27 protein-coding genes and 1 tRNA gene are annotated in these 25,915 nt (G+C 36.9%); 24 read left to right on the top strand and 4 right to left on the bottom strand.

The genetic code is table 11. The features are described from left to right. Positions 1-2: 2 nt before the first annotated feature. From JWR23_RS15005 to JWR23_RS15085, 17 genes are all read left to right on the top strand, one after another. Entirely contained in the window at positions 3-968 is a 966-nt protein-coding gene (locus JWR23_RS15005; RefSeq protein ID WP_299517008.1) for a hypothetical protein, read from the top strand. Next, a complete protein-coding gene (locus tag JWR23_RS15010) occupies positions 965-1,894 on the top strand; it encodes a glycosyltransferase family 2 protein (protein ID WP_299517010.1) in 930 nt (309 codons plus the stop codon). The genes JWR23_RS15005 and JWR23_RS15010 overlap by 4 nt, the downstream gene beginning before the upstream one ends. A gap of 1 nt (position 1,895) precedes the next feature. After that, a complete protein-coding gene (locus JWR23_RS15015; protein ID WP_299517012.1) occupies positions 1,896-2,573 on the top strand; it encodes a methyltransferase domain-containing protein in 678 nt (225 codons plus the stop codon). Further along, positions 2,566-3,555, top strand: a complete 990-nt coding sequence (locus JWR23_RS15020) for a hypothetical protein (RefSeq protein ID WP_299517013.1) — start codon at positions 2,566-2,568, stop codon at positions 3,553-3,555. The genes JWR23_RS15015 and JWR23_RS15020 overlap by 8 nt, the downstream gene beginning before the upstream one ends. Continuing rightward, positions 3,552-4,568, top strand: coding sequence for a glycosyltransferase family 4 protein (locus tag JWR23_RS15025; protein ID WP_299517015.1), 1,017 nt, complete (start codon positions 3,552-3,554; stop codon positions 4,566-4,568). The genes JWR23_RS15020 and JWR23_RS15025 overlap by 4 nt, the downstream gene beginning before the upstream one ends. Positions 4,569-4,570: 2 nt before the next feature. Next, entirely contained in the window at positions 4,571-5,503 is a 933-nt protein-coding gene (locus JWR23_RS15030; protein ID WP_299517016.1) for a hypothetical protein, read from the top strand. Next, on the top strand, positions 5,504-6,742 hold the full coding sequence (locus tag JWR23_RS15035; RefSeq protein WP_299517017.1) for a glycosyltransferase: 1,239 nt from the start codon (positions 5,504-5,506) through the stop codon (positions 6,740-6,742). It abuts the gene before it with no gap. Continuing rightward, a complete protein-coding gene (locus JWR23_RS15040; protein WP_299517019.1) occupies positions 6,742-7,767 on the top strand; it encodes an acyltransferase in 1,026 nt (341 codons plus the stop codon). Before JWR23_RS15035 ends, JWR23_RS15040 begins: the two co-directional genes overlap by 1 nt. Then, a complete protein-coding gene (locus tag JWR23_RS15045; protein ID WP_299517020.1) occupies positions 7,764-9,056 on the top strand; it encodes a hypothetical protein in 1,293 nt (430 codons plus the stop codon). The genes JWR23_RS15040 and JWR23_RS15045 overlap by 4 nt, the downstream gene beginning before the upstream one ends. Positions 9,057-9,440: 384 nt before the next feature. Continuing rightward, positions 9,441-9,857: a hypothetical protein gene (locus tag JWR23_RS15050; protein WP_299517021.1), complete on the top strand. Its 417-nt coding sequence runs from the start codon at positions 9,441-9,443 to the stop codon at positions 9,855-9,857. Continuing rightward, positions 9,854-11,014, top strand: a complete 1,161-nt coding sequence (locus tag JWR23_RS15055; protein WP_299517022.1) for a glycosyltransferase family 4 protein — start codon at positions 9,854-9,856, stop codon at positions 11,012-11,014. The genes JWR23_RS15050 and JWR23_RS15055 overlap by 4 nt, the downstream gene beginning before the upstream one ends. Continuing rightward, positions 10,998-12,407 carry an exosortase Y-associated Wzy-like protein gene (locus JWR23_RS15060; protein WP_299517024.1) on the top strand — a complete coding sequence of 470 codons (1,410 nt, stop codon included), beginning with the start codon at positions 10,998-11,000 and terminating at the stop codon, positions 12,405-12,407. Before JWR23_RS15055 ends, JWR23_RS15060 begins: the two co-directional genes overlap by 17 nt. Then, positions 12,404-13,546, top strand: a complete 1,143-nt coding sequence (locus JWR23_RS15065; protein WP_299517025.1) for an XrtY-associated glycosyltransferase XYAG1 — start codon at positions 12,404-12,406, stop codon at positions 13,544-13,546. The genes JWR23_RS15060 and JWR23_RS15065 overlap by 4 nt, the downstream gene beginning before the upstream one ends. Continuing rightward, positions 13,539-14,159, top strand: a complete 621-nt coding sequence (locus JWR23_RS15070; RefSeq protein WP_299517027.1) for a class I SAM-dependent methyltransferase — start codon at positions 13,539-13,541, stop codon at positions 14,157-14,159. Before JWR23_RS15065 ends, JWR23_RS15070 begins: the two co-directional genes overlap by 8 nt. Further along, positions 14,156-15,028 (top strand): glycosyltransferase family 2 protein, encoded by an 873-nt coding sequence (locus tag JWR23_RS15075; RefSeq protein ID WP_299517029.1) that lies wholly within the window; start codon positions 14,156-14,158, stop codon positions 15,026-15,028. Before JWR23_RS15070 ends, JWR23_RS15075 begins: the two co-directional genes overlap by 4 nt. Beyond that, on the top strand, positions 15,006-15,554 hold the full coding sequence (gene xrtY / locus JWR23_RS15080; RefSeq protein WP_299517030.1) for an exosortase Y: 549 nt from the start codon (positions 15,006-15,008) through the stop codon (positions 15,552-15,554). Before JWR23_RS15075 ends, xrtY begins: the two co-directional genes overlap by 23 nt. A gap of 1 nt (position 15,555) precedes the next feature. Next, the gene (locus JWR23_RS15085; protein ID WP_299517032.1) at positions 15,556-16,107 is read left to right on the top strand and encodes a WcaF family extracellular polysaccharide biosynthesis acetyltransferase; all 552 of its coding nucleotides are present in this window, start codon (positions 15,556-15,558) and stop codon (positions 16,105-16,107) included. Between the two features lie 49 nt (positions 16,108-16,156). Here JWR23_RS15085 and obgE read toward each other — a convergent pair whose 3' ends face one another. From obgE to JWR23_RS15105, 4 genes are all read right to left on the bottom strand, one after another. After that, on the bottom strand, positions 16,157-17,158 hold the full coding sequence (gene obgE / locus JWR23_RS15090; protein ID WP_299517034.1) for a GTPase ObgE: 1,002 nt from the start codon (positions 17,156-17,158) through the stop codon (positions 16,157-16,159). 130 nt (positions 17,159-17,288) lie between these two features. Then, positions 17,289-17,864 carry an adenylate kinase gene (locus JWR23_RS15095; RefSeq protein ID WP_299517035.1) on the bottom strand — a complete coding sequence of 192 codons (576 nt, stop codon included), beginning with the start codon at positions 17,862-17,864 and terminating at the stop codon, positions 17,289-17,291. A gap of 56 nt (positions 17,865-17,920) precedes the next feature. Further along, positions 17,921-17,994 (bottom strand) — tRNA-Arg (locus tag JWR23_RS15100). Positions 17,995-18,192: 198 nt separating this feature from the next. Beyond that, the gene (locus JWR23_RS15105) at positions 18,193-18,408 is read right to left on the bottom strand and encodes a GDCCVxC domain-containing (seleno)protein (protein ID WP_299517037.1); all 216 of its coding nucleotides are present in this window, start codon (positions 18,406-18,408) and stop codon (positions 18,193-18,195) included. 184 nt (positions 18,409-18,592) lie between these two features. On the opposite strand from JWR23_RS15105, the gene JWR23_RS15110 reads away from it, so the two are divergent. The 7 genes from JWR23_RS15110 to JWR23_RS15140 form a co-directional block, all read left to right on the top strand. Further along, complete coding sequence (locus tag JWR23_RS15110) at positions 18,593-19,351, top strand: oxygenase MpaB family protein (RefSeq protein WP_299517038.1); 759 nt, start codon at positions 18,593-18,595, stop codon at positions 19,349-19,351. A gap of 49 nt (positions 19,352-19,400) precedes the next feature. Next, entirely contained in the window at positions 19,401-20,387 is a 987-nt protein-coding gene (locus tag JWR23_RS15115; protein ID WP_299517039.1) for an NAD(P)H-quinone oxidoreductase, read from the top strand. Between the two features lie 234 nt (positions 20,388-20,621). Beyond that, entirely contained in the window at positions 20,622-22,127 is a 1,506-nt protein-coding gene (gene atpD / locus JWR23_RS15120) for a F0F1 ATP synthase subunit beta (protein ID WP_299517041.1), read from the top strand. Between the two features lie 139 nt (positions 22,128-22,266). After that, entirely contained in the window at positions 22,267-22,515 is a 249-nt protein-coding gene (atpC, locus tag JWR23_RS15125) for an ATP synthase F1 subunit epsilon (protein ID WP_299517043.1), read from the top strand. Positions 22,516-22,848: 333 nt separating this feature from the next. Continuing rightward, positions 22,849-22,995 (top strand): hypothetical protein, encoded by a 147-nt coding sequence (locus tag JWR23_RS15130; protein ID WP_299517044.1) that lies wholly within the window; start codon positions 22,849-22,851, stop codon positions 22,993-22,995. A 97-nt stretch (positions 22,996-23,092) separates the two neighbouring features. Next, positions 23,093-24,799, top strand: coding sequence for a dihydroxy-acid dehydratase (gene ilvD, locus JWR23_RS15135; protein WP_299517045.1), 1,707 nt, complete (start codon positions 23,093-23,095; stop codon positions 24,797-24,799). 129 nt (positions 24,800-24,928) lie between these two features. Continuing rightward, the coding region (locus JWR23_RS15140; protein ID WP_299517046.1) for a thiamine pyrophosphate-binding protein at positions 24,929-25,915 on the top strand (987 nt) is incomplete at its 3' end.

Genomic DNA, 25,915 nt, shown 5'->3' on the forward strand with positions numbered 1-25,915 from the left:
AAATGGATAAAAATATACTCACCATTGCCACAACTAAAAAACTATATGTCGACATGGCCGTCAACCTTGCCCGTTCATTTTTGTATTGGCATCCTGATAGTAATATCAAATTTAAATTAGTTACTGATCAAAAAAAATTGGTTCCTAACGATATAATTGACCGCATAGAAATAGTTGAAATATTGTCTGATGAATTAGGAAAAGGATTTTCGCCTAAGCTACATTTAGACAAACTTGCTCCTGCCGGTCAAACTCTATTTATTGATAGCGATTGTTTAATATATGGCAACTTATTACCCATATTTGAAAAATTCAAAGGGCATCATGTATCTGTAATAGGCAATTACATTGCTGATGGAGAATGGTTTGGTGATATTGCTGCTATCTGCAAAAAATTTAATATTAAACATTTGCCAAAATTTAACGGAGGGATATATTATTTGGAAAATGGACCAGTAGCGGCCCAGGTTTACGAAACTGCAAGAGAGCTTGAAAAGCAATATGATAATATAGGTTTTGTTCGCTTTCGTGGTTATCCTGCCGACGAAGGTTTAATGGCATTGTCTATGCAACTGAATAACCAGGAACCAATAGTTGATGATGGTACTATTATGAGCGATCCATTATCATGCCCGGGACATTATATGACGAATGTTATAAAAGGTGAAAATTATTTAATTAACCCCCCAGCCCCTCATCCACTACATCAAAACTGGTACCCATTTACAAAAATATCGCCACTTGTTGTTCATTTTTTAGGCCATCATAGCATGGATTACCAATATCAAAAAGATATATACAGGCTCAAAAAACAAAATACAGGTCAATTAAACTTTATCGCAGAAACAAGGGCGTTGATATTAATTGAATTTAAAAAGAGATTAGAATTATTTTTGAAATATAAATTTCGAAAAATTTATCATTCACTATTTGGTGTAAGGCAAATAAAGCCTTCAGAAAGATTATGAGTACAGCCATCAGTATTATTATACCTACTTACAACCGGCTTTGGAGCTTACCCAAAACCATTAACAGTTGCAAACAAAATAATATTGAGGTTGAAATAATTGTTGTAGATGATGGCAGTACGGATGGGACTTGGGAATGGCTGTTAACTCAAAAAAACATCCTTACAGTAAAGCAATCTAACCTGGGTAAATGTTGGGCCGTAAATAAAGCGGTTGAAATTGCATCAGGAAAATACATAAGGTTTCTGGATTCGGATGATATGCTTGCCGGTAAAGCAAATGACGAACAATATAATATTGCTTTACACTCGGGTGCAGACATAGTAACCGCCGGTTATAAAGTTATTGATGCTAATGATGATACTATTGCCGAACATCCATTAGTGGAATGCGATGATTTTATTGCCCAGCAATTGGGTGAATGTGACGGTTCTCACTATTCGGCTTTTATTTTTAAAAAATCATTTATAATTGACATTCCACATCGACCAGATTTTGCATTCAGAGATGACCGACTTTTTATATTGGAAGTTGCCTTAAAAAATCCGTTAATTAAAGTTTATAATAATGCCGCGCTATTACATAGAATACATTTAAATGGGCGGTTACAAATAAATCAGGGACTTAAAGGTGCTGTGCAAAACTATCAGCACTATTTAATTTATAAAAAAATACTGACCAGCCTGGAAGACAATGACAGATTAACAGAAAGGTATAAAAAAGCATCAGTAAATGTACTTTGGCACCTGGCCCATTGGATGGCCGATACTCATATTACCGAAGGGTATAATATTTACAAATGGGTTTATGAGCTCAACCCTGATTTTAGGCCGGTTGAGAATAAGAAACTGGCCCGGCTTTACAAAAATGTAGGGTTTGTTTTTACAGAAAAGCTATTAAAATTAAAAAGAAATTTAAACATATAGTATGCAATTATCAGCTAATTTATTGCTAAACAGGTTTGATTGGGCCCAACAAAAAACCAATGATATTATTAGCCAATATTATAAAAACAATGAGGCTGTATTTTATGACGTTGGGGCTGGCGAAAATTCATTAGCAACAAAACTGGGTAACAAAACCGCACTTGCCTGTTCTTTTGATCTGCTGCCTTTTGATGATAACATACAGCAATGGAATATTGAAACTAATTTTTCATATGATTATCCTGCTGCTAATATAGTTACCCTACTAGAGGTGGTTGAACATTTAACTAATCCCTGGCTATGTATAAAAAACATATCAGCTACAATGGCCCCGGGTGGTTTTTTAATTTTAACTACGCCTAATCCTGGCTGGAGCACTAGTAGGGTTAGTTTGATGGTAAAAGGATTTCTTACTTGTTTTACCCAGTCTGACCTTGACAATAATCATCATGTATTTATTGCATGGCCACATATTTTACAAAGATTGCTAAATGATAATGGTTTTGAAATTATAGAATATGTAACACTTGATGGCCCCACAAAATTCTTTAGTAAAGACATTAAGTTATCTCGGTTTTTTTTACAGTTTCCGGCTCGTGTCATTAAAAAAATAATTGAGAAAACAGACCCCACTGCAATGGGAATGAGTTATGGAATTATAGCCAGAAAAATTGATTAAACCACTAAATTTATTTTATAGCGAACCCGACCCCGATAGATGGTTTAAATTTGACCGTTATCCGCGTCGCATAGTTCGCAGATTAATACGTGGTAAAACACGGCCGGGTGGTGTAATGATGGTTGCACTTAATTTAATGGAAGGGCTTGATAAAGTGGGCATTCCATATCGTTTTAATGATTATAGCTATATTAAAAAACATCCCGACGAAATAGCTTGTATTATTGGTAAACCACACGTACTGTTTGAACGAAAATGGGATAACCCGGTGATATTGGGCGCAGGCATATACTCTCATCCGACAGATTGTCCGGATCTGTTTGAAAAATACCCTGTAGTAAAACGTGTATTGGTACCCGGCGAATGGATGAGGCAAATGTTTGAGCCTTACTATTCCGGGAAAGTATTGGCCTGGCCAACAGGAATTGATATTGATGAATGGGTTCCATTATCGGGTACAAAACATTTTGATTTTTTGATATATGATAAAATACGTTGGGAACATGAAAAATATAATAACGAATTGCTGGAGCCTGTAATTCAAACACTCAATCAATATAAATTATCTTATCAACTTATAAAATACGGGCAGTACACCCATGATGAGCTAAAGGATAAATTAAGCAAATCAAAAGCCGTAATATTTTTATGCGAACATGAAACACAAGGGCTGGCATACCAGCAAATTCTATCAACCAATACGCCAATATTGGCCTGGGACAGAGCAGGATATTGGCAAGACCCAGAATATTATCCTAAAAGAGTTAAATATGAACCGGTTAGTTCTGTGCCATATTGGGACAAACAATGTGGTTTAAAATTTACGGGACAATGCGATTTTGAAAGCCAAATGATAGATTTTTTGAATAGCTTAAACCAGTTTAAACCGCGGAAATATATTATTGAAAATCTGACTTTGGAGCTATCTGCTAAAAAATATGTAACAATCCATCAGCAAGTTGAACAAGAATTGAATAAATGAGAATACTGCTTATTATGGATCCGGGAATACCTGTGCCACCTGAATTATATGGCGGTCATGAACGCCTGGCTTATCTTTTTGCCCAAGAGTACAGCAAGCTTGGCCACGAAATAACACTACTTGCCGGACCCTCATCTTATTGCAGCGGAACCACCGTAACATTTGGCACTAACAATCTGCAACGATCTATCAAGGAAAAGAACAACGAAGTAGCATTTGTGTGGAAGTATCTTTACCGTAACAAAAGAAATTTTGATATGGTTCATAATTTTGGCCGGCTTATTTATCTGTTACCAATTTTGAACTCCGGCGTAAAAAAAATAATGACATATGGCCGGCCCGTATCATCAAAAGGAATAAGGATTGTTAATTTATTACCTAACAAAAACTTGGTATTTACCGCATGCAGTAACTATTGTGTATCAACCGGGAATGTGGCAGGTAATTGGAAAACGATTTATAATGCTATAGATTTTTCAAAGTACATGCTCAATAGTATAGCGAGGAATGATGCTCCTTTAATGTTTTTAGGCAGACTTGATAAAATAAAGGGAGCACATACCGCAATAAAAGTAGCAAAAGCTACTGGTAACCAATTAATACTTGCCGGTAACATACCAAACACACCTGATAATTATCATTATTTTAAAACCGAGATAGAACCACAAATAGATGATGACCAAATAAAATATATAGGCGCTTTAAGTGATGATGAAAAAAACACTTATTTGCAACAAGCAAAAGCATTGTTGTTCCCAATAGAATGGAATGAGCCATTTGGGTTAGTAATGATAGAAGCAATGGCTTGTGGCACGCCGGTTATAGCTTTTAACAAGGGTTCGGTACCAGAAATAATTCAAAATGGGGTTAATGGATTTATTGTAAATAATTATGATGAAATGGTAAACAAATTAGCTCAACTAAAAAGTATAGACCGTAAGAAATGCAGGGAATTGGCTGAGAGAAAATTTAATGTAAATATAATTGCCGCTCAATATCTTTCAATTAAATAGTTATGATTAAAAAATTAATTAAAAAAGTAAAATACGAACTTAGGTTTAATAACACTCAATATTACACCAGGATTTCAGACAAAGTTTTAAAAGGATGGTACAGATCCGTTTTAGAAAAAAAAATTAATCTTTTACCGCCTATCCATACTGTGGAGACTAATGCGCAGCTTACCTTATCCATTTTAGCTAATAAAAAGAACTTTTATGAATCAATTGCGGCTCTTTACAGTTTTTGCTTTTGGAACAAAGATATTTACATTAATTATCACGAAGATGGTACATTGTCTGAACAAGAAATAACAATATTAAAAAAGATATTTCCGGGGATAACTATTTTCAGAAGAAAGTTGCAGGATGCAACCGTTGTGAATTATTTATTATCTAAAGGATACATCAAAAGTGCTGAATTACGCCGAAATTTTATTTTATCATTAAAATTATTTGATACTATAGTTGAAAAAAAGACTCCTTATTTATTACTCATTGATTCTGATGTACTATTTTTTTCGCAGCCAAAAAACATAATTGATATTGTTGAAAAAGCTATTTTAAACGGATGTTACAACAAAGATGTAAACAGTGCTTATTGTTTTTCAGACGAAATTTTCAACAAATATTTGGATCATCCTATAATCGATAAGTTTAACTCGGGCGTTTTTTTGCATAATTTAAATAAAGATTGTTTTGAGTTTATTGAAACAGTACTTAAACAGGAACTGCGACTACCTGCCTCCTGGCATTTAGAGCAAACATTATTTGCTATGTACGCAACACATAAGGGTGGCTTTGAAGCTCTACCAAAATGTTATGATCTGGCAAGAAAAGAAAGAAATTTAGGGAACTTTATTATAAGCGAACATTACGTACATAATACCGGTTATGACATCCATAAAGATTTTATTTATAAACTCTGTCCTATCTACCTAAAAAATTAATTGTTACCAGATAAAAAAAAAGTTGCACTCATTTCTTCAGGTCAGCCATCATTAAACCCGCGACTGGTTAAAGAAGCTGATGCTTTAAGTGATGCCAATTATGAGGTAACAGTATTATATGCTTATTGGAATGCCTGGGGAACAGAATTTGATAAACAATTAATTTCATCAAAAAAATGGAAAGCCATTTGTATAGGTGGCGATCCTCAATATAAACAGGGCACCTATTTTATAAGCAGGTTTATTTACAAGTTTGCTCAAATTGTAAGCAGCAAAACAAAAGGTAAATTTATGGCAGATTGGACCATAGCCCGGGCAAGTTATTTTTTAATGACTGAAGCAAAAAAACATATTGCCGATTTATATATAGCCCATAATCTGGGCGCATTACCTGCCGTTGTAGCTGCAGCAAAAGTTAATAATAAATCATGTGGTTTTGATGCTGAAGATTTTCACCGGCACGAAACCAGCGATGATAGCAACAATGAAGACGTAATATTAAAAACAAGTGTTGAAAATAAATACATACCTCAATTAAATTATTTTTCAACCAGCAGTAAACAAATAGCCAATGCTTATCAGCAAATATTTCCAAATCTACGCCCGGTTATATTGCTTAACGTTTTTCCAAATAGTCATTTATCAATCACTGAAAAACATGTTGGCTACCCCCTAAAATTATTTTGGTTCTCACAAACTATAGGACCCGACAGAGGAATTAATGATATAGTTGATGCTTTACAATTGTTAAACAAAACAGATTTTGAATTACATTTATTAGGTAATCAATCACCCGCCAATAAATCATTTATTGATAAAATAAACAACAGTGATATTTCAATACAATTTCATGATCCGGTACACCCCGATAAATTAATTGAATTTGCAGCTCAATTTGATATTGGGTTGGCTTTAGAGCCCGGGTTTAGTATTAATAATAATATAGCGCTAAGCAATAAATTATTTACTTATATGCAAGCCGGTTTAGCTATTATTGCCAGCAATACTACGGCTCAGCAGGATTTTATGAATCAAAATCCACAAATAGGAAGTTTATATCCAAAAAAAAACTCGGAGATATTAGCAAACATCCTGTTAAGCTATTACCAGGATAAAGATAAGTTAATAAGTTGCAAAGCCGAGGCACTACGCCTTGCCCATCAGCAATATAACTGGGAAGTAGAGCGTCTTAAATTTTTAAAAGCAGTAAAGAAAGCGCTTCAAGATAGTAACAAATAATGCAGCAAAAACAATCTCAAAAATGGTTCTATGGTGTTGATAGTATCCGGTTTGTACTTGCTTTTATGGTAATGCTATCGCATTTTGACAATATGTATGCCGATAGTTTAAAACATTCTATTTTTTTACCTTTTAAATTTGCAGGTGCTTTTTTAGCTAATGCATTTGACGGAACATCGGCTGTTATTGCGTTTTTTATCATATCAGGTTTTGTTATTCACTATCCTTCTAAAACTGGCATTAATAACGTATTACAATTTTGGGTAAGGCGCTTTTTAAGGATATTGATACCATTAACTGTGATCATTGCAGCAGGTGCAGCTTTTGGCCATCCCGAAAAAACAGTAACCTGGAGTTTATTTTGCGAATTGATATATTATGCTTTATATCCACTGCTTTTAAACATCAATTTAAGCTGGAAAACAAAATTTATTATAGCCTGGTGCGTCGCGGCATTAATAATTGGTATTGGGTCATATCATGATGTGGTTGCCTTGTTTAAACAAAACAATAATGAATACCAGGGATACTACTGGCAGTTTGGCAATTATATTACGTGGCTAATTGGCCTGCCCTGTTGGCTGTTGGGCGTATTAATAGCCGAAAACATAGATCGGTTAGAAACAACAACCTATAGTAAGGTCGTAATATATCGTATAATAGTTTACACTATAAGTTGCTTTTGCTGTCTGGGTAAGTTTCATTTACATTTGAGTTATATTCTAACTATGAATGTATTTGCTTTGCTATTATATAAATGGATACAAACAGAAATAATTTATTATAAAAACAGTTTACCTAATTTTACATTGGAAAAAATGGGCAAATTCTCCTATTCTTTATATCTATGCCACCCCATTGCGTTTATCCTGTTAAAGCGTTTTATATTATTTAATAATTTCACTTATCCTTTGTTTATTCTATTAACAATTTTGTCGGCATATATATTTTACTGGCTTGTTGAGCGTCCGTCACATCAAATAGCAAGAGGTATAAACCGCAAATATTTTTTATCGGTTAAATGAAACGTCTGCTCATTATTTCTCCATATTTCCCTCCTGTTAACACTGCAGATATGCAGCGTATCAGAATGAGCTTGCCTTATTTTAAACAATATGGATGGGAAGCAGAAGTTGTAACGGTAGATTCTTATTGGACAAACTTACCTGAAGACAAACTGCTAATGGCAAATATACCTGCTGATATAAAAATATATAAAGTAAAGGCTTTTAGTAAAAAATGGACTTCAAAATTAGGGGTAGGCAGCCTTGCATTTCGTTCGTTTTGGTTTTATCGTAAAAGGGTTAATAAATTATTGCAAGAGAAAAAATTTGATGTTATATATTTTTCAACTACCCAGTTTCCAATATGTGTATTAGGCCCATATTGGAAAAAACTTTTTGGAGTACCTTTTATAATTGATATGCAAGACCCCTGGCATTCTGAATATTACCAGGATAAGCCGAAACATCAGCAGCCGCCCAAATATATATTCTCATACCGGCTTAACAAATATTTAGAATCTAAAACGATGAAACAGGTAGATGGGTTGATCAGCGTCTCAGAAAATTATATAACCGATTTAAAGAATAGATATCCCGAAATAAAAGATATCCCGGCAGCTACTGTAACATTTGGAAGCTTTAAGCCAGATATGAATATAGCTATAAAAAATAAAGATAGCTTTACAAACTTGCTTGAACCTGGTTTTAAAAATGTAGTTTACATTGGCCGTGGGGGCTTTGATATGCATAGTGCCATAACACCGGTATTTAAAGCATTAAAAAAAGGAATAACAGAGCAGCCTGAATTATATAGACAGCTTAAATTTTACTTTATTGGTACCAGTTATGCACCAAAGGGTGAAGGAGCACTCACTATATTACCACTTGCAAAACAATTTGGGGTAAGTGATAATGTTGTTGAAATAACCGATAGGATAAGTTATTTTCATACACTAAATACTTTACAGCATGCCGATGCTTTGTTTATGCCTGGTTCTGATGATCCAAAATATACAGCATCAAAAATATATCCGTATATCTTAGCTAAAAAACCTTTATTAGCAATTTTTAATTCAAAAAGCCCGGCTTTAACTGTTTTAAAAGAATACGGCGTAGAATGCATTTATAGTTATGATGACACAGCTGAAATTGATAAGTACATCTCAAAATTTTTCAAAGAATTGATTAGTAACAGTATTACTAAACCAGATTACCCTGCAGAATGCATTGAAAAATACTCGGCACAAAATATAACTAAAAGACAATGTGATCTGTTCAATCTTGTTTTAGAGTTAAAAAATATCTTATAATGCTATTGCATTTGACTTAAGACTATATTTAATTCACACTATTTGAGACAAAGGATACAAACACTTGATGGTTTACGATTTTTAGCGGCGATTGGGTCAATATAATACAGCTTCACATTTTTGGACTTTAACAGTGAAGTGGCAATTTTACTTCATCATCCCTTTTATACTTATATATCAAAACACAATCGGTTTTATAAAACCTTTTCATTTATTTTCATCATAATTTTTTTAATAGAACTTTCAACTATTTTAATATTAAAAAAGCAATCAGACCAGTTAACCAGCACCTTATTGTTTCACGGAGTTTAGTTTGGCTGCGGAATATTGGCTGCCAGAATTTTGATAAAAAATAACAGCACATTAAAAAACCGACTGATCTGGATGAGCACATTTATTATAATTACTTATGCCGGACGTGTGATGATATCAAACCAAGTGTTATCATTTTCACATAATTATTATAATTTTTTTAAACTATTAGGCTTTACGTTTATAGGATGTGAATTTGCCGGTATTTTATATTTATCAGTAACTTCTGTTAAATGGTTAAATGCTATTTTAGGTAACCGGTTATTTAAAACAGGCGGGCGTATATCTTACAGTTTTTATTTATTTCACGCTTTGATATTTCCGATAATGGTTAAGTTTACAATTGAATTTATGCCCTTTGCAAAAGGAATAGTTGCCCCTATTATAAGTACCTGCATAAGCGTAATTATTTTATACCCTATTTCAAGATTAAGTTACCATATATTAGAAAAACCATTTTTATCAATTGGTAACTTAACGTCCAAATGAAAAAATTAGCCATCATTATTACGCACCCAATTCAATATTATGCTCCCGTATTTAAGCTATTGGCTCAAAAAATAGATATAAAAGTTTTTTACACCTGGGGCGAATCATCAATTTCTAAACATGACCCTGGATTTGGTAAAATGATAAAATGGGATATTGACCTATTAGAGGGGTATGATTACCAATGGATAAAAAATATAGCAACCAACCCCGGATCACACCATTTTAATGGCATAATTAACCCTGATCTTATCACCTCAATAAAAACCTGGCAGCCTGATACTATATTAGTATATGGCTGGGCATATAAAAGTCATTTAAGCGTTATACGATACTTTAAAAATAAAATCCCGGTACTTTTCCGCGGCGACTCCACATTACTTAATAAAAAGCCCGGCTTTAAAAATTTGATTAGAACGATTTACTTAAAATGGGTTTATAACCATATTGACTATGCTTTATATACAGGCACAAACAATAAAGCATATTATAAAAAATATGGATTAAAAAATTCTCAATTAATATTTGTGCCACATGCTGTGGATAACGATCGATTTAGTATTCGATATCCTGTTGAGTCAGCAGAATTAAGATCTTCGTTAAAAATAGAAAAAGAAGCTATACTTATATTATTTGCAGGAAAATTTGAATCTGTTAAAAATGTGGAACTGCTGTTATCGGCATTTATAAACTTAAATCACCCAAATGCCCATTTACTTTTGGTGGGCAATGGTATAAATGAGTTAACATTAAAAACTGCAGCCGCTAAAAGTAATGTTGAAGCTAAAATTCATTTTATGGATTTTAAAAACCAAAGTTTTATGCCGGTTATATACCAGGCAGCCAACTTATTTTGCCTTTCCTCAAGAAGTGAGACATGGGGTTTAAGTGTTAACGAAGCAATGGCCTGCGGAAAAGCTATTCTGGTTTCTGATAAAACAGGTTGTGCAGCAGATCTTGTTAAAACTAACATAAACGGATGTGTATTTACGTCCGGGTCTAAAAACGACATTGAGGAAAAATTGAATTTACTTGTTAATAAAGGGAAAGAAGGGTTATTCCAAATGGGCGAAACTTCGAAACAAATAATAAAGGACTGGAATTTTACGGTACAGGCGGATAATATTATAAATTACAAAAATGGAAGAAACAAGTAGGTCTTTTGAGCGATACTTGATATTATACATACCCTGGATATTATCAATAGCGCTTCAAGGCGACCCTATAGTTTCTTATCTTATTGCATGGATTGGGTCTTTTTTTATATTCTACATATCTTATAGCGGTTGGATAAAACCTTTACCAACTGATAGAAACATAGCTGCACAATTAATGCGGCCAATATTTTTAGTACAGATAATATTTATAGGCTATATGGCTTGTAGTTCTATGTTTTATTTCTTGAATTTATTAGGATATGAAGATCTTAATAAATCTATTTTACAATTTAGTATTGATAACGATAAGTTAGCTCTTACAGCGCAGTGCCAGCGATATTATGTGTTAGGCCATGCTGCCTTTGCTTCGGGTTTAATCCTGTCAATGAAATATCCGGTTAAGCAGAAATATAAAATAGATAATACAAAGCTGGCAAATGTATTATTAATAATAGCGGTTGTATTCCTTCCCTTATCTATTTTAGTAATTAATGTTAGTGGTTTGGCGCAATTTTCCCATCAATTTAGTTCATTAAGTTTCATCTCCGGCACACTTGCCCTGGCATTTGCCATACCGCTTAAAAAAGTTTTTAACACCTTATTTTGCGTGTTTTTATATTTATCCAATTTTTACGAGGCATTAACTTCAGGCTTTAAAGAACCAATTATTATTAGTGTGCTTGTTCTGGGCATTTTTCTATATCCCAACTATAAAAAAATTGTAACATTTACTTTTGTTCCGGCATTGCTGCTGCTATTTATGTTGTTACCAACATATAACAGTATTTACCGTGCAAATGCATGGGGGGATAATGTTAATGCAGATGATGCCTACAAAATAGCGCTTGATGCCACACTTAATTCAAATCAGTCTGACGATGAAACTAATTGGGGATTTTTAGTATATCGGTTAAGTGAAATAGATATGTTTACAGCTTTTTTACAATCAACGCCCGAATATGTTGATTACTATGGTTTCGACCTTGTAAAACAAGCTGGTATAGTAGTTGTACCCCGGCTATTTTGGCCATCAAAACCCAGTACCGAACAGTTAGTGATGGAACGCGTATATACCGCAGGAGTTATACGCAGGGGGTCAAATGTTTCGGCAAAACCCGCTTATGTTGTTGATGCTTACCTTTCGGGTGGTGCTTTTGGGGTGTTTTTGGCGTTATTTGTTTATGGTGCAGCAGTACAATTAATATCACAAAAAGCCGAACAACTATTTGGTGGTTATATTTTAGGTACCGCCCTAATATTTTCCGGATTATTTCAAATTTTTTGGCGCGGCTCAACCTTTGAGTTTTTATTAAACTCTGTTTTTTGGAGTTATATATCCATGATAATTATTCATAAAATATTAAGGGCCTATAATATCTTACAAGACATTTGAAGATATTACAAATCAATGCTTCCTATAAGCCCGCTTATATTTATGGCGGCCCAACCATGTCTGTTGCTAAATTAAGTGAGCAATTAGTCAATGCAGATTGCGTAGTTGAAGTATTTACAACAACAGCTAACGGTACTACCGAATTATCCGTTCAGCCAAATAATAAAACCCTTGTCGAGGGTGTAGAAGTAACCTATTTTAAACGATTAAGTAAGGACCACACACACTTTTCTCCATCCCTTTTAATAAGATTATGGAAAGAGGTGCCAGGTTTTGATCTGGTACACATTCACGCCTGGTGGAACCTTGTTTCGGTATTTTCGGCACTGATAGCATTGATAAAAAAAAAACCAGTGTTAATTTCGCCAAGGGGTACGTTAAGTTCTTATTCTTTTAAAAACAAAAATGGTTTTGTCAAAAACCTAATGCATAATTTATTGGGGAAAGGTTTGCTAAACCGGTCATACATACATGCTACATCAGGCGCAGAACAAAAGGCCCTTGCTGCCATAATAAAGCCTAAAATGATGTTTGATGTCCCTAATTTTGTTAAGATACCCCCCCTATTAACCAGGCATTCAGAGCTTAATAAACCTATTTTAAAGCTTCTTTTTCTATCAAGAATTGAAGAAAAAAAGGGTCTTGATATTTTATTAAACGCTTTGCCGGCACTTAGAATTCCCTATCATTTAACCATAGCAGGCGATGGTGATGAAAATTATATAGATCTGCTGAAAAATATTGCCCGCTATAATTTAAGCAGCCTCAACATTACCTGGATAGGTTTCCAGAACGAAACTAAATTTGATATTTTGCGTAATCATCACTTATTGATATTACCTTCATACGATGAAAATTTCGGGAACGTAGTTATTGAAAGCTTAAGTGTGGGCACGCCGGTATTAATAAGTGAACATGTTGGGTTGGCAGATTATGTGGTTAAAAACAACTTTGGCTGGCTATGCCAAACAACTATCCAATCAGTAAGTGATTGTATAAATAATATAGCGGCTAATCAAATGGATCATGTAACCCATATCAGGCATACAGCACCGGCAATTATTCACAATGATTTTGATGACGATAAATTGATAAAAAAATACATGGATATGTACAAGCAAATTATTAACCATGGCTGAATATAAAGATTACGGATTTGAGGTTAGTGATCCTGCACATACGTTTGAATATCTAACCAAACCGTTATTAGCCTTGCTAAATAAAAACACCAATAACTGCACATTAGACCTTGGATGCGGCAATGGTTACCTGGTTAATTTCCTGTTAGCTAATGGCTATAACGCTTTTGGCACCGATGCATCTGCCAAAGGCATTGCAATTGCCCGTAAAACAAACCCCGATAGATTCTTTTTGCAAGATCTATCAACAGGAACATTACCGGAAGAATTACAAAAACAACAATTTGATACTATCATATCAACAGAAGTTATTGAGCATTTATATGATCCGCAAGGATTTGTTGAATTTTGCAAACAGGTACTCAACCAAAATGGCGAAATCATAATTTCAACCCCATATCATGGCTATTTTAAAAATTTACTATTGAGCCTTTTTAATCAATGGGATCTGCATTTTAGTCCCATGTGGCATGGCGGGCATATTAAATTTTGGTCCAAAAAAACACTAAGCAAAGCGCTAACCGATGCCGGCTTTACTATAATTGCTTTTAAAGGTTGCGGCCGGATACCTTATTTATGGAAATCCATGATCATTAAAGCCAGGGTAAATTGAGCGTACCGTATTCATTTATTATTTTAACCTATAATGAAGAAATGCATTTGCCGCGCTTATTACAATCTATCACTGATTTAAATGCGCCTATATTTATTTTAGATTCCGGAAGTACCGACGAGACAATAAATATTGGTGAAAAATTTGGCGCTACATTTCTTCAAAATTCTTTTGAGAATCATCCCAAGCAATGGGATTTCGCACTTAAAAATTTCCCTATACAAACGCCATGGGTAATTTGCCTGGATGCCGACCAAATTGTAACCCATGAATTAAAGCAGCATTTAATAAACTTCAGGGAGGAAGATTATAAAAATATAGCTGGGATATACTTTAACCGTAAAAACTTTTTTAAAGGTAAATGGATAAAACACGGCGGGTATTATCCGTTTTATTTATTGAAGATGTTCAGATATGGTGTTGGTTATTCTGATACCAATGAAAATATGGACCATCGCTTTGTAGCTCCCGGCAATACGGAAATATGGAAGGATGGTTACCTGTTAGAAGAAAATTTAAAAGAGAATAATATAAGTTTTTGGATAGATAAGCATAACCATTATAGTGACCTGGTAGCACAAGAAGAAGCAGCACGTATGCACTCATTTAGAGCACAAACAGAAAATCCCAATTTTTGGGGTTCGCCTAACGAGCGCAAAGCCTGGCGTAAACAATTATGGTGGGGGCTGCCGCGATATGTACGCCCTGCTCTTTATTTTACCCAACGTATGATTTTTCAATTAGGGATATTGGATGGACGTACCGGTGTAATTTTCCACTTTTTACAAGGTTTTTGGTTCAGGTTAATAGTTGACATTAAGATAGACGAACTTATCAAACAGCAAAATGATACCGAACAAACAAAATAACCCTTTAAAATTCGCCCTTATATTTATTAGCCTGTTCCTGCTATTTTATTATTTCAACATTCTATTTTTTGGCATTACCAGCCCGGGAAATTACTACATACCATTTTTAGCCGAACATTTAAATTATATATATGCATTGCGTTGGTTGTTGCTTCATTGCAGCGCGTTTGTGCTACATTGCTTTGGCTTTAGCGTTGTTGTAAATAACCATGAATTACTGGTTGCAGGTCGTGGAATTATTGTGTTGGTATATACATGTCTGGGATTAGGTGTTTTAAGTTTTTTTACTGCCTTTGTAATAGCATATCCTAAACCACGAAAAGCAAAAATTATATTTTTACTGACTGGAATTATAACTATTGAGTTCCTGAATGTTATCCGCTTTGTACTACTTGCCCTGTTTTGGAATAAACAGGATAATAGAATTATTGATCATCATACTATTTTTAATATCTTGATCTATATAATAATTAGCATCAGCCTGTATTTTTGGGTTAAAAATGATGATGTTCCGGTAAATAAATAGTATGCAAAAAACAAACCTGTTATCCTATAATAACTTTCCTTATCATCCGGGTGGAAATGTGGTGAAAAGGGTTTTATGGCATTACGTAAGCGGTTTAGTATTTAAAACAAGTCTTTTTCCTTTTTATGGGATAAAGAATTTTTTATTACGATTATTCGGCGCTAAAATTGGCAAAGAGGTTGAGATTAAACCTTGCGTAAATATTAAATATCCATGGCTGCTTACTATCGGCGATGAAGTGTGGATTGGTGAAAACGCGTGGATAGATAATATTGTAATGGTAACCATAGGATCAAATGTATGCCTGTCACAAGGCGCAATTATACTCACCGGTAGCCATAACTACAAAAAAACATCGTTTAACCTGATAACCGGTAGTGTAATAATAGAAGATGGTGTTTGGATAGGTGCGTTGTCCGTTGTTAACCAAGGCATTAGAATAGCATCGCACTCGGTGCTTACCAGTGGCTCTGTCGCTACAAAAAATTTGGAACCCTATTCAGTTTACCAGGGAAACCCGGCAGTTAAGATCCGCGACCGGGTAATTAGTTAGCCGGTATGCGTACTGTTGCAATGCGCAACATACTGAAACACCTGCAACACTATTGATTATTGATCTCTCTCCAAAGCAGATCTTTTAGCACATCAATATTTTTTTGAGCTACTGATGATATAAAAACAGAAGGTATATCCGCAGGTACCTGCTGCTGCATCTCTCTCACCAACTCATCATCCAACATATCAGATTTTGTAATTGCCAATACACGGGGTTTGTGCATCAGTTCGGGGTTATATTCGTTTAATTCTTTCAGTAATATATCATACTCTTCCTGTATGGTACGGGTAGTATCAGCCGGCACCATAAATAACAATACAGCGTTACGCTCAATATGCTTTAAAAAGCGTATACCTAAGCCTTTTCCCTTTGATGCCCCCTCAATAATTCCCGGGATATCAGCCATAACAAACGACCGGTTATTACGGTAAGCTACTATACCTAAATTAGGTACCAGCGTTGTAAAAGCATAATCAGCGATCTCTGGTTTAGCTGCAGACACAACCGATAATAAGGTTGATTTACCAGCATTAGGGAACCCTACCAAACCAACATCAGCAAGTATTTTTAACTCTAAAACGTTCCATACTTCCTGGCCATCTTCGCCGGGTTGTGCAAAACGCGGAGTTTGTCTGGTAGCGGTTTTAAAGTGCCAGTTGCCCAGCCCTCCCCTGCCACCGCTTGTTAATATCCGGGTTTCTCCGTCGCTGTTTATCTCAAATAATATCTCGCCGGTTTCGGCATCACGGGCAATTGTACCTAAAGGCACTTCCAATATCTCATCACGCCCGGTTTTACCTGTACTTAATGAGCTGCCGCCGGCATCACCGTCGCCGGCAATAACATGTTTTCTAAATTTAAGGTGTAATAAGGTCCATAACTGGGCATTGCCTTTTACTATAACATGCCCGCCGCGGCCGCCATCGCCACCATCTGGCCCGCCGGTCGCTGTATGTTTATCACGATGTAAATGTGATGAGCCTGCTCCGCCATGGCCGGAACGACAGCAAATTTTTACATAATCAACAAAATTTGAACCTTGAGACATTTGATTTTTTATTTCGGACTTCGAAATTATGATTTCGGATTTATTTTATAAGCTATTTGATATTTTCGGCGAGCAACAATTTATGTTACTTTAAATCCGAAATCGAACATCCGAAATTCGAAATCAGTTTTTATGCTTTAACAGCTATAACAGCATTGATCGAATCAAATATATCATGAATTGAGCCGATACCGTTTATACTGGTAAATTTATTTTGAGCCTTATAGTAGCCGGCTACAGGAGCGGTTTTATCATTATATTCTTTTATCCGCTTACGAATTACTTCAGGATTGGCATCATCTGCACGGCCTGAACCTTTACCCCTTAATAATAAACGATGCTCTAATTCGTCATCATTTACTTCAAGCGCTATCATAACTGTTATGGCAGAATTTTTACTTTTAAGCAAGCTATCTAATGCCTCGGCCTGTGCTACTGTACGCGGGAATCCATCAAAAATAAATCCTTTTGCATCCTTATTAGCATCAAGCTTATTGCTTATCATGCCTATCACCACTTCATCAGGAACCAGCATGCCTGCATCCATCAGCTTTTTAGCCTCTAACCCTAATGCTGTACCTTGTAAAATTTCATTGCGTAACAAATCGCCAGTTGATAAATGGATCAAGCCATATTTTTCAATTAGATTTTGTGATTGAGTACCTTTCCCAGCTCCCGGCGGGCCAAATAATACTAAGTTAAGCATGCATTTTACAAATTAAAAGCCTTTCGGTACTACACAGAAAGGCTTAACTTTTTATGTGCACTTGAAGGGAGTCGAACCCCTAACCTCCTGATCCGTAGTCAGGTGCTCTATCCAATTGAGCTACAAGTGCAGTATTCCATTTCCGCTATTTACAAGCATAAGTGCTTTTTTTAACGGACTGCAAAAATAGGATTTCTTTTTAAACTGCCGAAAATATTTGAAAATTACTTTACTTTCTTTGCAATTGCAGCAAAATCAGGTAATGAAAACAAATCGGCTAAAATAAAATTCTAATATTTTGACTCTGCATTCTGCATTCTTAAATTTTTTAACCGCAACAAGATGTCCCTTGCTGAATAGGCGGGCATTTCACTGATCCGTAGCTACAGAATACACAACAATCACCAGCAATTGGCTTTAAGCGTGTTTTACAGCTTTCGCATTCATAAAAATACAGGCAGGCATCAACAGGCATTTCTTCTTCTTTTTGAAAACCGCAATCAGGACAGGTAATTACCGAATTAAGCATTATTTCTGTTGGCATTGGATTAAAAGTAGCAGCTTTTTTAATGAATCAGTTAAAAACTAAATATAATGATTGTTCTTTCAATTTGATAATGTCAATGATTATATTTTGCTTTGCAATGCAAAGTACTTTTAATTTATGCTTATTTTTGATATACGATACTTTATACTTACCATGTTATATATCTATTAAAGCAGATACAATGAAATATTTTGTAAACGAAGGTTCCATCGTACGAAAAATATGGAGCAAAGCAGATACGGCCTTATTTATTTTTGCAGGCGCCGCTGCAGAGTTTGCCCTAAATAAAGCGGTAGATTGGCTGTACTTTACCGGCCGCTTGCCTGCCGACCCGCTGGGCAGGTTATTTTCTACCGTAACGTATGCCCGGCAGATAATATTTGCTAATGAAGAAGCCGCCTTAGCATCAATTGATAAAATTACAGCTATACACAAAGGAGTTGAACAAAACCGCGGCGCACAAATTCCAGACTGGGCCTATCGTGATGTTTTATTTTTGCTGATAGATTATTCCGTCCGTTCTTTCGAGCTGCTGGATAGGAAACTTACCGACGCTGAAAAGGCTGAAGTGTTTGATGTATTTTATAGAGTTGGTGAAAGAATGCAGTTGACAGGGCTGCCTGTTAATTTTTCTGGATGGCAACAAATGCGTGCAGAACACCTGCAGCAAAACCTGGCTTATAGTAAGTTTACTGCCGATCTGTACCACCAGTATAAAAAGCATTTGGGGCAGTTACGGTATACGCTATTGCTTCAGGTGCAATTGTTGCTTGTTCCGACCCGCGTAAGTGGTTTACTCTCCTTAGGAAATACGCCATGGTTAACACCTGTATTAAATGTTTATAAATTCCTGCGGCGCCTAAAGGCAGAGAGCTTTTTAAGGAACGCGTTGCTGCCTACTAAGTATAAAATGCAGATACAGGAATTGGATAGGTCTTAACAAACATTCCATGCCGGATAAGTGTTTATATGCCGATATTAGCACCCTAATGAAAGCAGTAATAATCACCCACCCCGGCGCGCCCGAAGTTTTGCAAATAGCCAAAAGGCCAATACCCGAATTTGCGGCTAACGAGGTGTTGGTAAAAGTTGCCGCGGCAGGTGTTAACCGGCCCGATGTTGCGCAGCGTAAAGGAAATTATCCTCCGCCTGCAAATACATCGCAAGATATACCGGGATTAGAAATAGCCGGAATTATAACCAAAATTGGCGCCGGTGTTACCCGCTGGAAAGTTGGCAATAAAGTTTGCGCACTTGTAGCCGGTGGCGGATATGCCGAATACTGCAACGTGCCCGAAGGGCAATGCCTGCCAATTCCCGGTGATTTAACTTTTATAGAAGCCGCATCACTACCCGAAACATTTTTTACCGTATGGAGCAATGTGTTTGATCGCGGAAGGCTGAAACCCGGTGAAAGCTTGCTTATACATGGCGGATCAAGCGGTATTGGTGTGGCGGCTATACAAATGGCCAAAGCATTGGGCAGTATAGTGTATGTAACTGCCGGATCTGACGATAAATGCCGGTTTTGCGAAAAACTTGGCGCGACAAAAGCCATTAACTATAAAACTGAAGATTTTACAACTATTATAAAAGAACTGACCAACGGCAAAGGGGTTGATGTTATTTTAGATATGATAGGCGGCAATTATACACCACGCAACCTGCAGACCCTTGCCGAAGATGGCCGGCTGGTAATGATAAACATGATGGAAGGAAAAGATACCATGATAGACCTTTCTGTTATTCTGCGTAAACGACTAACCTTAACCGGCTCTGCATTACGCTCCAGAGATATAGGTTTTAAAAGCGATATAGCAACTTCCCTCAAAAAAAATATCTGGCCACTAATAGCATCCGGGCAAATAAAACCTGTGGTGCATGCCATATTTCCGGCTGCGCGTGCTGCCGAAGCGCATACACTTATGGAAAGCAGCAAGCACATTGGCAAAATAGTTTTAAGTTTTGAAGCCTGATTGTTTTATTGCAACTTGTTAAATATTAATACTTTATAATTTATAATGCTATTTTTATAAATTATACTACTATAAGTAATAGTTTGCAATCCTTTTATTAATTATAAGCCTAAAAAAATCTTACTTTAAGTATTTTAATATTGTGTTATAAATCCTAACTTTGCGCCCTGAAATAGCGCGAAAAGGTTTTAAACTATTTTATATAATATATTTTAAAAAAATACCCGGTTATATATGCCAAACATTGGAAAAATATCACGGATCATCGGTCCGGTAGTCGACGTTAGCTTTGCAGAGAATGCACATCTTCCTAAAATTTACAGTGCGTTAGAGATCACTAAAGAAAATGGCCAAAAGGTAATCTTAGAGGTTCAGCAACATTTAGGCGAGGACCGCGTACGCGCGGTTGCCATGGATTCAACCGATGGATTATTGCGCGGAATGGATGTTCTTGATCTTGAATCAGCAATTAAAATGCCTGTCGGCGATGATATTAAAGGCCGGGTGTTTAACGTGGTTGGCGATGCTATTGATGGTATCCCTAATTTAGATAAAACAAATGGCCGCCCTATACACGCCAACCCTCCCCGTTTTGAAGATCTTTCAACCGAGGCCGAGATACTGTTTACCGGTATTAAAGTTATCGATTTATTAGAGCCTTATGTAAAAGGTGGTAAAATTGGATTGTTTGGTGGCGCCGGTGTTGGTAAAACCGTATTGATCCAGGAACTGATTAACAACATCGCGAAAGCGTATGATGGTTTATCGGTATTTGCAGGTGTGGGTGAACGTACACGTGAGGGTAATGACCTTTTGCGCGAAATGCTTGAATCGGGCATCATAAAATATGGCGACGCATTTATGCACTCAATGGAAGAAGGCGGATGGGATTTGAGTAAAGTTGACGCGGAAGCATTAAAAGACTCAAAAGCAACCTTCGTTTTCGGACAAATGAACGAGCCTCCCGGTGCGCGTGCACGTGTGGCGCTTTCAGGATTAACTATTGCCGAATATTTTCGCGATGGTGATGCAGAAGGCAAGGGCCGTGATATATTATTCTTTATTGATAACATCTTCCGCTTTACACAAGCAGGATCAGAAGTATCGGCGTTATTGGGCCGTATGCCATCAGCAGTAGGTTACCAGCCAACTTTGGCAACAGAAATGGGTACCATGCAAGAGCGTATCACTTCAACCAAGCGTGGTTCAATTACATCAGTACAAGCGGTATACGTACCTGCGGATGATTTAACTGACCCTGCACCGGCAACAACATTTGCCCACTTAGATGCTACAACTTCATTATCGCGTAAAATTGCCGAGCTAGGTATTTACCCTGCGGTTGATCCATTAGATTCAACTTCACGTATCTTGAGCGCTGCTATTTTAGGTGATGAGCACTACAATACAGCTCAACGTGTTAAAGAAATTTTACAACGCTACAAAGAATTGCAGGATATCATCGCCATCTTAGGTATGGATGAATTATCTGAAGAAGATAAATTAACTGTAACCCGCGCACGTCGTGTTCAACGTTTCTTATCACAGCCTTTCCATGTTGCTGAGCAGTTCACCGGTTTAAAAGGTGTATTGGTTGACATTAAGGATACCATTAAAGGTTTCAACATGATTATGGATGGCGAAGTTGATGAATACCCTGAGGCTGCATTTAACCTTGTAGGTACCATTGAAGACGCTATTGAAAAAGGTAAAAAATTATTAGCGGAAGCAAATAATTAAATGTGCAGATGAGAGAATGTGCAGATATGCAAATGAATTTTTCAATTGATCATCATCTGCACATTTGCACATACGCACATTCACACATTTAATTCATCTGCACATCTGCACATTTGCATATTTGCACATTTAATGACAAATGAATTTAGAAATACTTACTCCCGATAAAAAAGTGTTCGAAGGCGAGGTTAGATCTGTAACCGTACCTGGCGCTATGGGATCATTCGAAATACTAAACAATCACGCTCCTATCATCTCAACTTTAGATGATGGTAAATTGATCGTTCGCACTGGCGCGAAAGAAGATGTATACCTTATTAAAGGTGGCTTAGTTGAGGTATTGAACAATAAAGTAATGGTTTTAGCCGAAGGTATTATTCATAGGTAAAGAGGCATTAAAAACTTTTTTAAAAAGCCTCTCGATATTTTAATTATTGAGAGGCTTTTTTTATGTCATCAAAATTTAAGTTTTTTTGCCGCCCATGCCATTTTACGCAGAATTTTACCTTTTTATACCAATTACTATTTCGGTATACCGTATACCGAAAGTAACTTTGGTATACGGTATACAGTTGATAATTTTTGTATATGGCTTATTGCAGAATAAAATATGTAATTCCGAAATAAAACAAAATTATATACTTATTTCAAAAAAATCGCTTTTGCTATTGTGGCAACACAACTAAGTTTTTAACTTACAGATATAGAATTTAACCCATTGATGAACCAAATATCAACACAACAAACAAGCAATATTGGCACCTACTTTTTAGGAGTGGTCAACAGCTTGCTGCTCGGTATTCTGGGTATTCAAATTGTGCTGGTACTAATTCCGGTGCATACAGGGGATAAGCGTTTTAACCAATAACAACTAAGATATAAACGAAGCGCCTTCCCCACCAAAATAGAGAAGGCGCTTTTTTGTAAAGACTAAATTTTAAACACCAGCTACCTTATATAATAATATGAGTTCGACTACAAACACCATACAAGACACCGAATTGAACAAGTACAGCAAAGTACTAACGCAAGACCCTACCCAGCCTGCCGCGCAGGCCATGCTTTATGGCATTGGCTTAACCGACGATGATATGAAAAAGGCGCAAATAGGTATTGCAAGCATGGGTTACGATGGTAACACCTGCAACATGCACCTTAATGATTTGGCTGCTATTGTTAAAGAAGGTGTTTGGAAAGAAGACCTGGTTGGCCTAATATTCCACACCATTGGCGTTAGTGATGGTATGAGCAACGGCACCGAAGGCATGCGCTACTCGTTAGTGAGCCGTGATGTTATTGCCGATTCTATCGAGGCAGTTTGTGGCGCTCAATATTACGATGGTTTAATTGCCTTGCCGGGATGTGATAAAAACATGCCGGGTACTATTATGGCAATGGGAAGGTTAAATCGCCCATCAATTATGGTATATGGTGGTACAATAAAACCAGGTCATTATCAAGGCGAGGATCTGAACATTGTTTCCGCATTCGAAGCTTTGGGTAAAAAAATAGCCGGACAGTTAAGCGATTTTGATTTTAAAGAGATCATTAAAAATGCCTGCCCAAGCGCTGGTGCCTGCGGTGGTATATATACAGCTAATACTATGGCCGCAGCTATTGAGGCTTTGGGTATGAGTTTGCCTTACTCCTCTTCTAATCCCGCCCTGAGCGATGAAAAGAAAGCGGAATGCTTAGCGGCTGGCGCGGCAGTAAAAATATTGTTAGCTAAAGATATTAAACCAAGCGACATCATGACCCGCGCTGCATTCGAAAATGCGATAGTTACCATTATGGTATTGGGCGGTTCAACTAACGCGGTATTGCACTTAATAGCTATGGCTAAGAGTGTTGATGTGAAGTTGACTCAGGATGATTTTCAATCGGTTAGTAACCGTATACCGGTATTGGCCGATATGAAGCCAAGCGGTAAATACATGATGGAAGACCTACATAAAGTAGGTGGTGTACCAGCTGTAATGAAATACTTGTTAAAACAAGGTTGGTTAGATGGCTCTTGCTTAACCGTTACCGGAAAAACCATTGCCGAAAATTTAGAATCGGTACCCGAATTGGATTTTGATACGCAAAAAGTTATATGGCCTGTTGAAGGCCCGGTAAAAGCTACCGGGCATTTACAGATATTATACGGAAACCTTGCCGAAGGTGGCAGCGTTGCCAAAATAAGCGGTAAAGAAGGTACACATTTTGAAGGTCCTGCCCGTGTTTTTGATGGCGAATTTGAATTGATAGCAGGTATACAAAGCGGTAAAGTTAAAGCCGGAGATGTTGTGGTAATTAAAAACGTAGGCCCTAAAGGTGCTCCGGGTATGCCCGAAATGTTAAAACCAACATCGGCCATATTTGGCGCGGGTTTAGGTAGCTCGGTAGCGTTAATTACCGATGGCCGTTTTAGTGGTGGTACACACGGCTTTGTGGTTGGCCACATTACACCAGAATGTTTTGATGGTGGCTTATTAGGCTTGGTTAACGATGATGACAAGATCATTATTGATGCTACAACCAACAGTATTAACCTGATAGTAAGCGATGAAGAAATTGCGGCACGTAAAGCGGCATGGGTACAACCCAAACTCCGAGTCAGCAAAGGATTGTTATACAAATACGCAAAATCAGTAAGTACAGCGGCCGAAGGTTGCGTTACCGATGAATAGCCCCCTAACCCTCTAAGGGGGGAACAAAAGGCAAGGCTTATATAAAGAGATTATTTTAACAGAAAAATTAAACGAAATACAAATCAAAAGTCTCCCCTTCCGGGGGAGATTTAGAGGGGGGCCAATAACATGGAAGTTGCACAACAGGAATTAGTAGTTGAACCGAAGAAAAAAGAAACCGTTAACGTTTCTGGTTCAGTCGCTTTATTGGAAGCGCTGATAGCCGAAGGTACCGAAACTATTTTTGGTTACCCGGGCGGTGCCATAATGCCTATTTACGATGCATTGTACGACTATAACGATAAATTACAACACATACTGGTTCGCCACGAGCAAGGTGGTATACACGCCGGTCAAGGCTACGCACGCACATCGGGCAAAGTTGGTGTAGTGTTCGCGACAAGCGGGCCAGGCGCTACTAACCTGATCACCGGTTTAGCCGATGCACAGATAGATAGTACACCTTTAGTATGTATAACCGGGCAAGTATTTGCGCACCTTTTGGGTACCGATGCTTTCCAGGAAACTGATGTGATAAACATTACCACTCCGGTAACTAAATGGAACTACCAGGTAACCGATGCTACCGAAATTCCGGAAGTTATTGCCAAAGCATTTTATATCGCGAAAAGCGGCAGACCGGGACCGGTTTTGATAGACATTACCAAGAACGCTCAAATACAAAAGTTTGATTTTGAAGGCTATATTAAATGTAATCACATCCGCAGTTACAGGCCAAGACCTATTGTAAGACACACTTATGTTGAACAAGCTGCGGCATTAATTAATCAGGCTAAAAAGCCGTTTATATTATTTGGCCAGGGCGTTATTTTGGGAAGTGCCGAGCAAGAGTTTAAAGCCTTTGTAGAAAAAAGCGGTATTCCGGCAGCGTGGACAGTTTTAGGCGCAGGAGCTATCCCGACAGATCACCCTTTAAATGTGGGTATGTTGGGCATGCACGGTAACTACGGCCCTAACGTATTAACAAACGAGTGCGATGTTTTGATCGCTATCGGGATGCGTTTTGACGATCGTGTTACTGGCCGCTTAGATAAATATGCTAAACAAGCACAGGTTATCCATTTGGATATTGACCCTGCCGAGATAGACAAGAAT

Source organism: Mucilaginibacter sp., assembly GCF_028288205.1.
Taxonomy (GTDB): Bacteria; Bacteroidota; Bacteroidia; order Sphingobacteriales; family Sphingobacteriaceae; genus Mucilaginibacter.

Bases quoted from the DNA above. Each gene is read 5' to 3' on its own strand.
- JWR23_RS15025 (WP_299517015.1), top strand. From the start codon at position 3,552: ATGAGAATACTGCTTATTATGGATCCGGGAATACCTGTGCCACCTGAA.
- JWR23_RS15110 (WP_299517038.1), top strand. From the start codon at position 18,593: ATGAAATATTTTGTAAACGAAGGTTCCATCGTACGAAAAATATGGAGC.
- JWR23_RS15085 (WP_299517032.1), top strand. From the start codon at position 15,556: ATGCAAAAAACAAACCTGTTATCCTATAATAACTTTCCTTATCATCCG.
- JWR23_RS15105 (WP_299517037.1), bottom strand. From the start codon at position 18,408: ATGCCAACAGAAATAATGCTTAATTCGGTAATTACCTGTCCTGATTGC.
- JWR23_RS15060 (WP_299517024.1), top strand. From the start codon at position 10,998: ATGGAAGAAACAAGTAGGTCTTTTGAGCGATACTTGATATTATACATA.
- JWR23_RS15050 (WP_299517021.1), top strand. From the start codon at position 9,441: ATGAGCACATTTATTATAATTACTTATGCCGGACGTGTGATGATATCA.
- JWR23_RS15070 (WP_299517027.1), top strand. From the start codon at position 13,539: ATGGCTGAATATAAAGATTACGGATTTGAGGTTAGTGATCCTGCACAT.
- JWR23_RS15115 (WP_299517039.1), top strand. From the start codon at position 19,401: ATGAAAGCAGTAATAATCACCCACCCCGGCGCGCCCGAAGTTTTGCAA.
- JWR23_RS15030 (WP_299517016.1), top strand. From the start codon at position 4,571: ATGATTAAAAAATTAATTAAAAAAGTAAAATACGAACTTAGGTTTAAT.
- ilvD (WP_299517045.1), top strand. From the start codon at position 23,093: ATGAGTTCGACTACAAACACCATACAAGACACCGAATTGAACAAGTAC.
- atpC (WP_299517043.1), top strand. From the start codon at position 22,267: ATGAATTTAGAAATACTTACTCCCGATAAAAAAGTGTTCGAAGGCGAG.
- JWR23_RS15055 (WP_299517022.1), top strand. From the start codon at position 9,854: ATGAAAAAATTAGCCATCATTATTACGCACCCAATTCAATATTATGCT.
- JWR23_RS15010 (WP_299517010.1), top strand. From the start codon at position 965: ATGAGTACAGCCATCAGTATTATTATACCTACTTACAACCGGCTTTGG.
- JWR23_RS15015 (WP_299517012.1), top strand. From the start codon at position 1,896: ATGCAATTATCAGCTAATTTATTGCTAAACAGGTTTGATTGGGCCCAA.
- JWR23_RS15130 (WP_299517044.1), top strand. From the start codon at position 22,849: ATGAACCAAATATCAACACAACAAACAAGCAATATTGGCACCTACTTT.
- JWR23_RS15005 (WP_299517008.1), top strand. From the start codon at position 3: ATGGATAAAAATATACTCACCATTGCCACAACTAAAAAACTATATGTC.
- JWR23_RS15040 (WP_299517019.1), top strand. From the start codon at position 6,742: ATGCAGCAAAAACAATCTCAAAAATGGTTCTATGGTGTTGATAGTATC.
- obgE (WP_299517034.1), bottom strand. From the start codon at position 17,158: ATGTCTCAAGGTTCAAATTTTGTTGATTATGTAAAAATTTGCTGTCGT.
- JWR23_RS15045 (WP_299517020.1), top strand. From the start codon at position 7,764: ATGAAACGTCTGCTCATTATTTCTCCATATTTCCCTCCTGTTAACACT.
- JWR23_RS15095 (WP_299517035.1), bottom strand. From the start codon at position 17,864: ATGCTTAACTTAGTATTATTTGGCCCGCCGGGAGCTGGGAAAGGTACT.
- xrtY (WP_299517030.1), top strand. From the start codon at position 15,006: ATGATACCGAACAAACAAAATAACCCTTTAAAATTCGCCCTTATATTT.
- atpD (WP_299517041.1), top strand. From the start codon at position 20,622: ATGCCAAACATTGGAAAAATATCACGGATCATCGGTCCGGTAGTCGAC.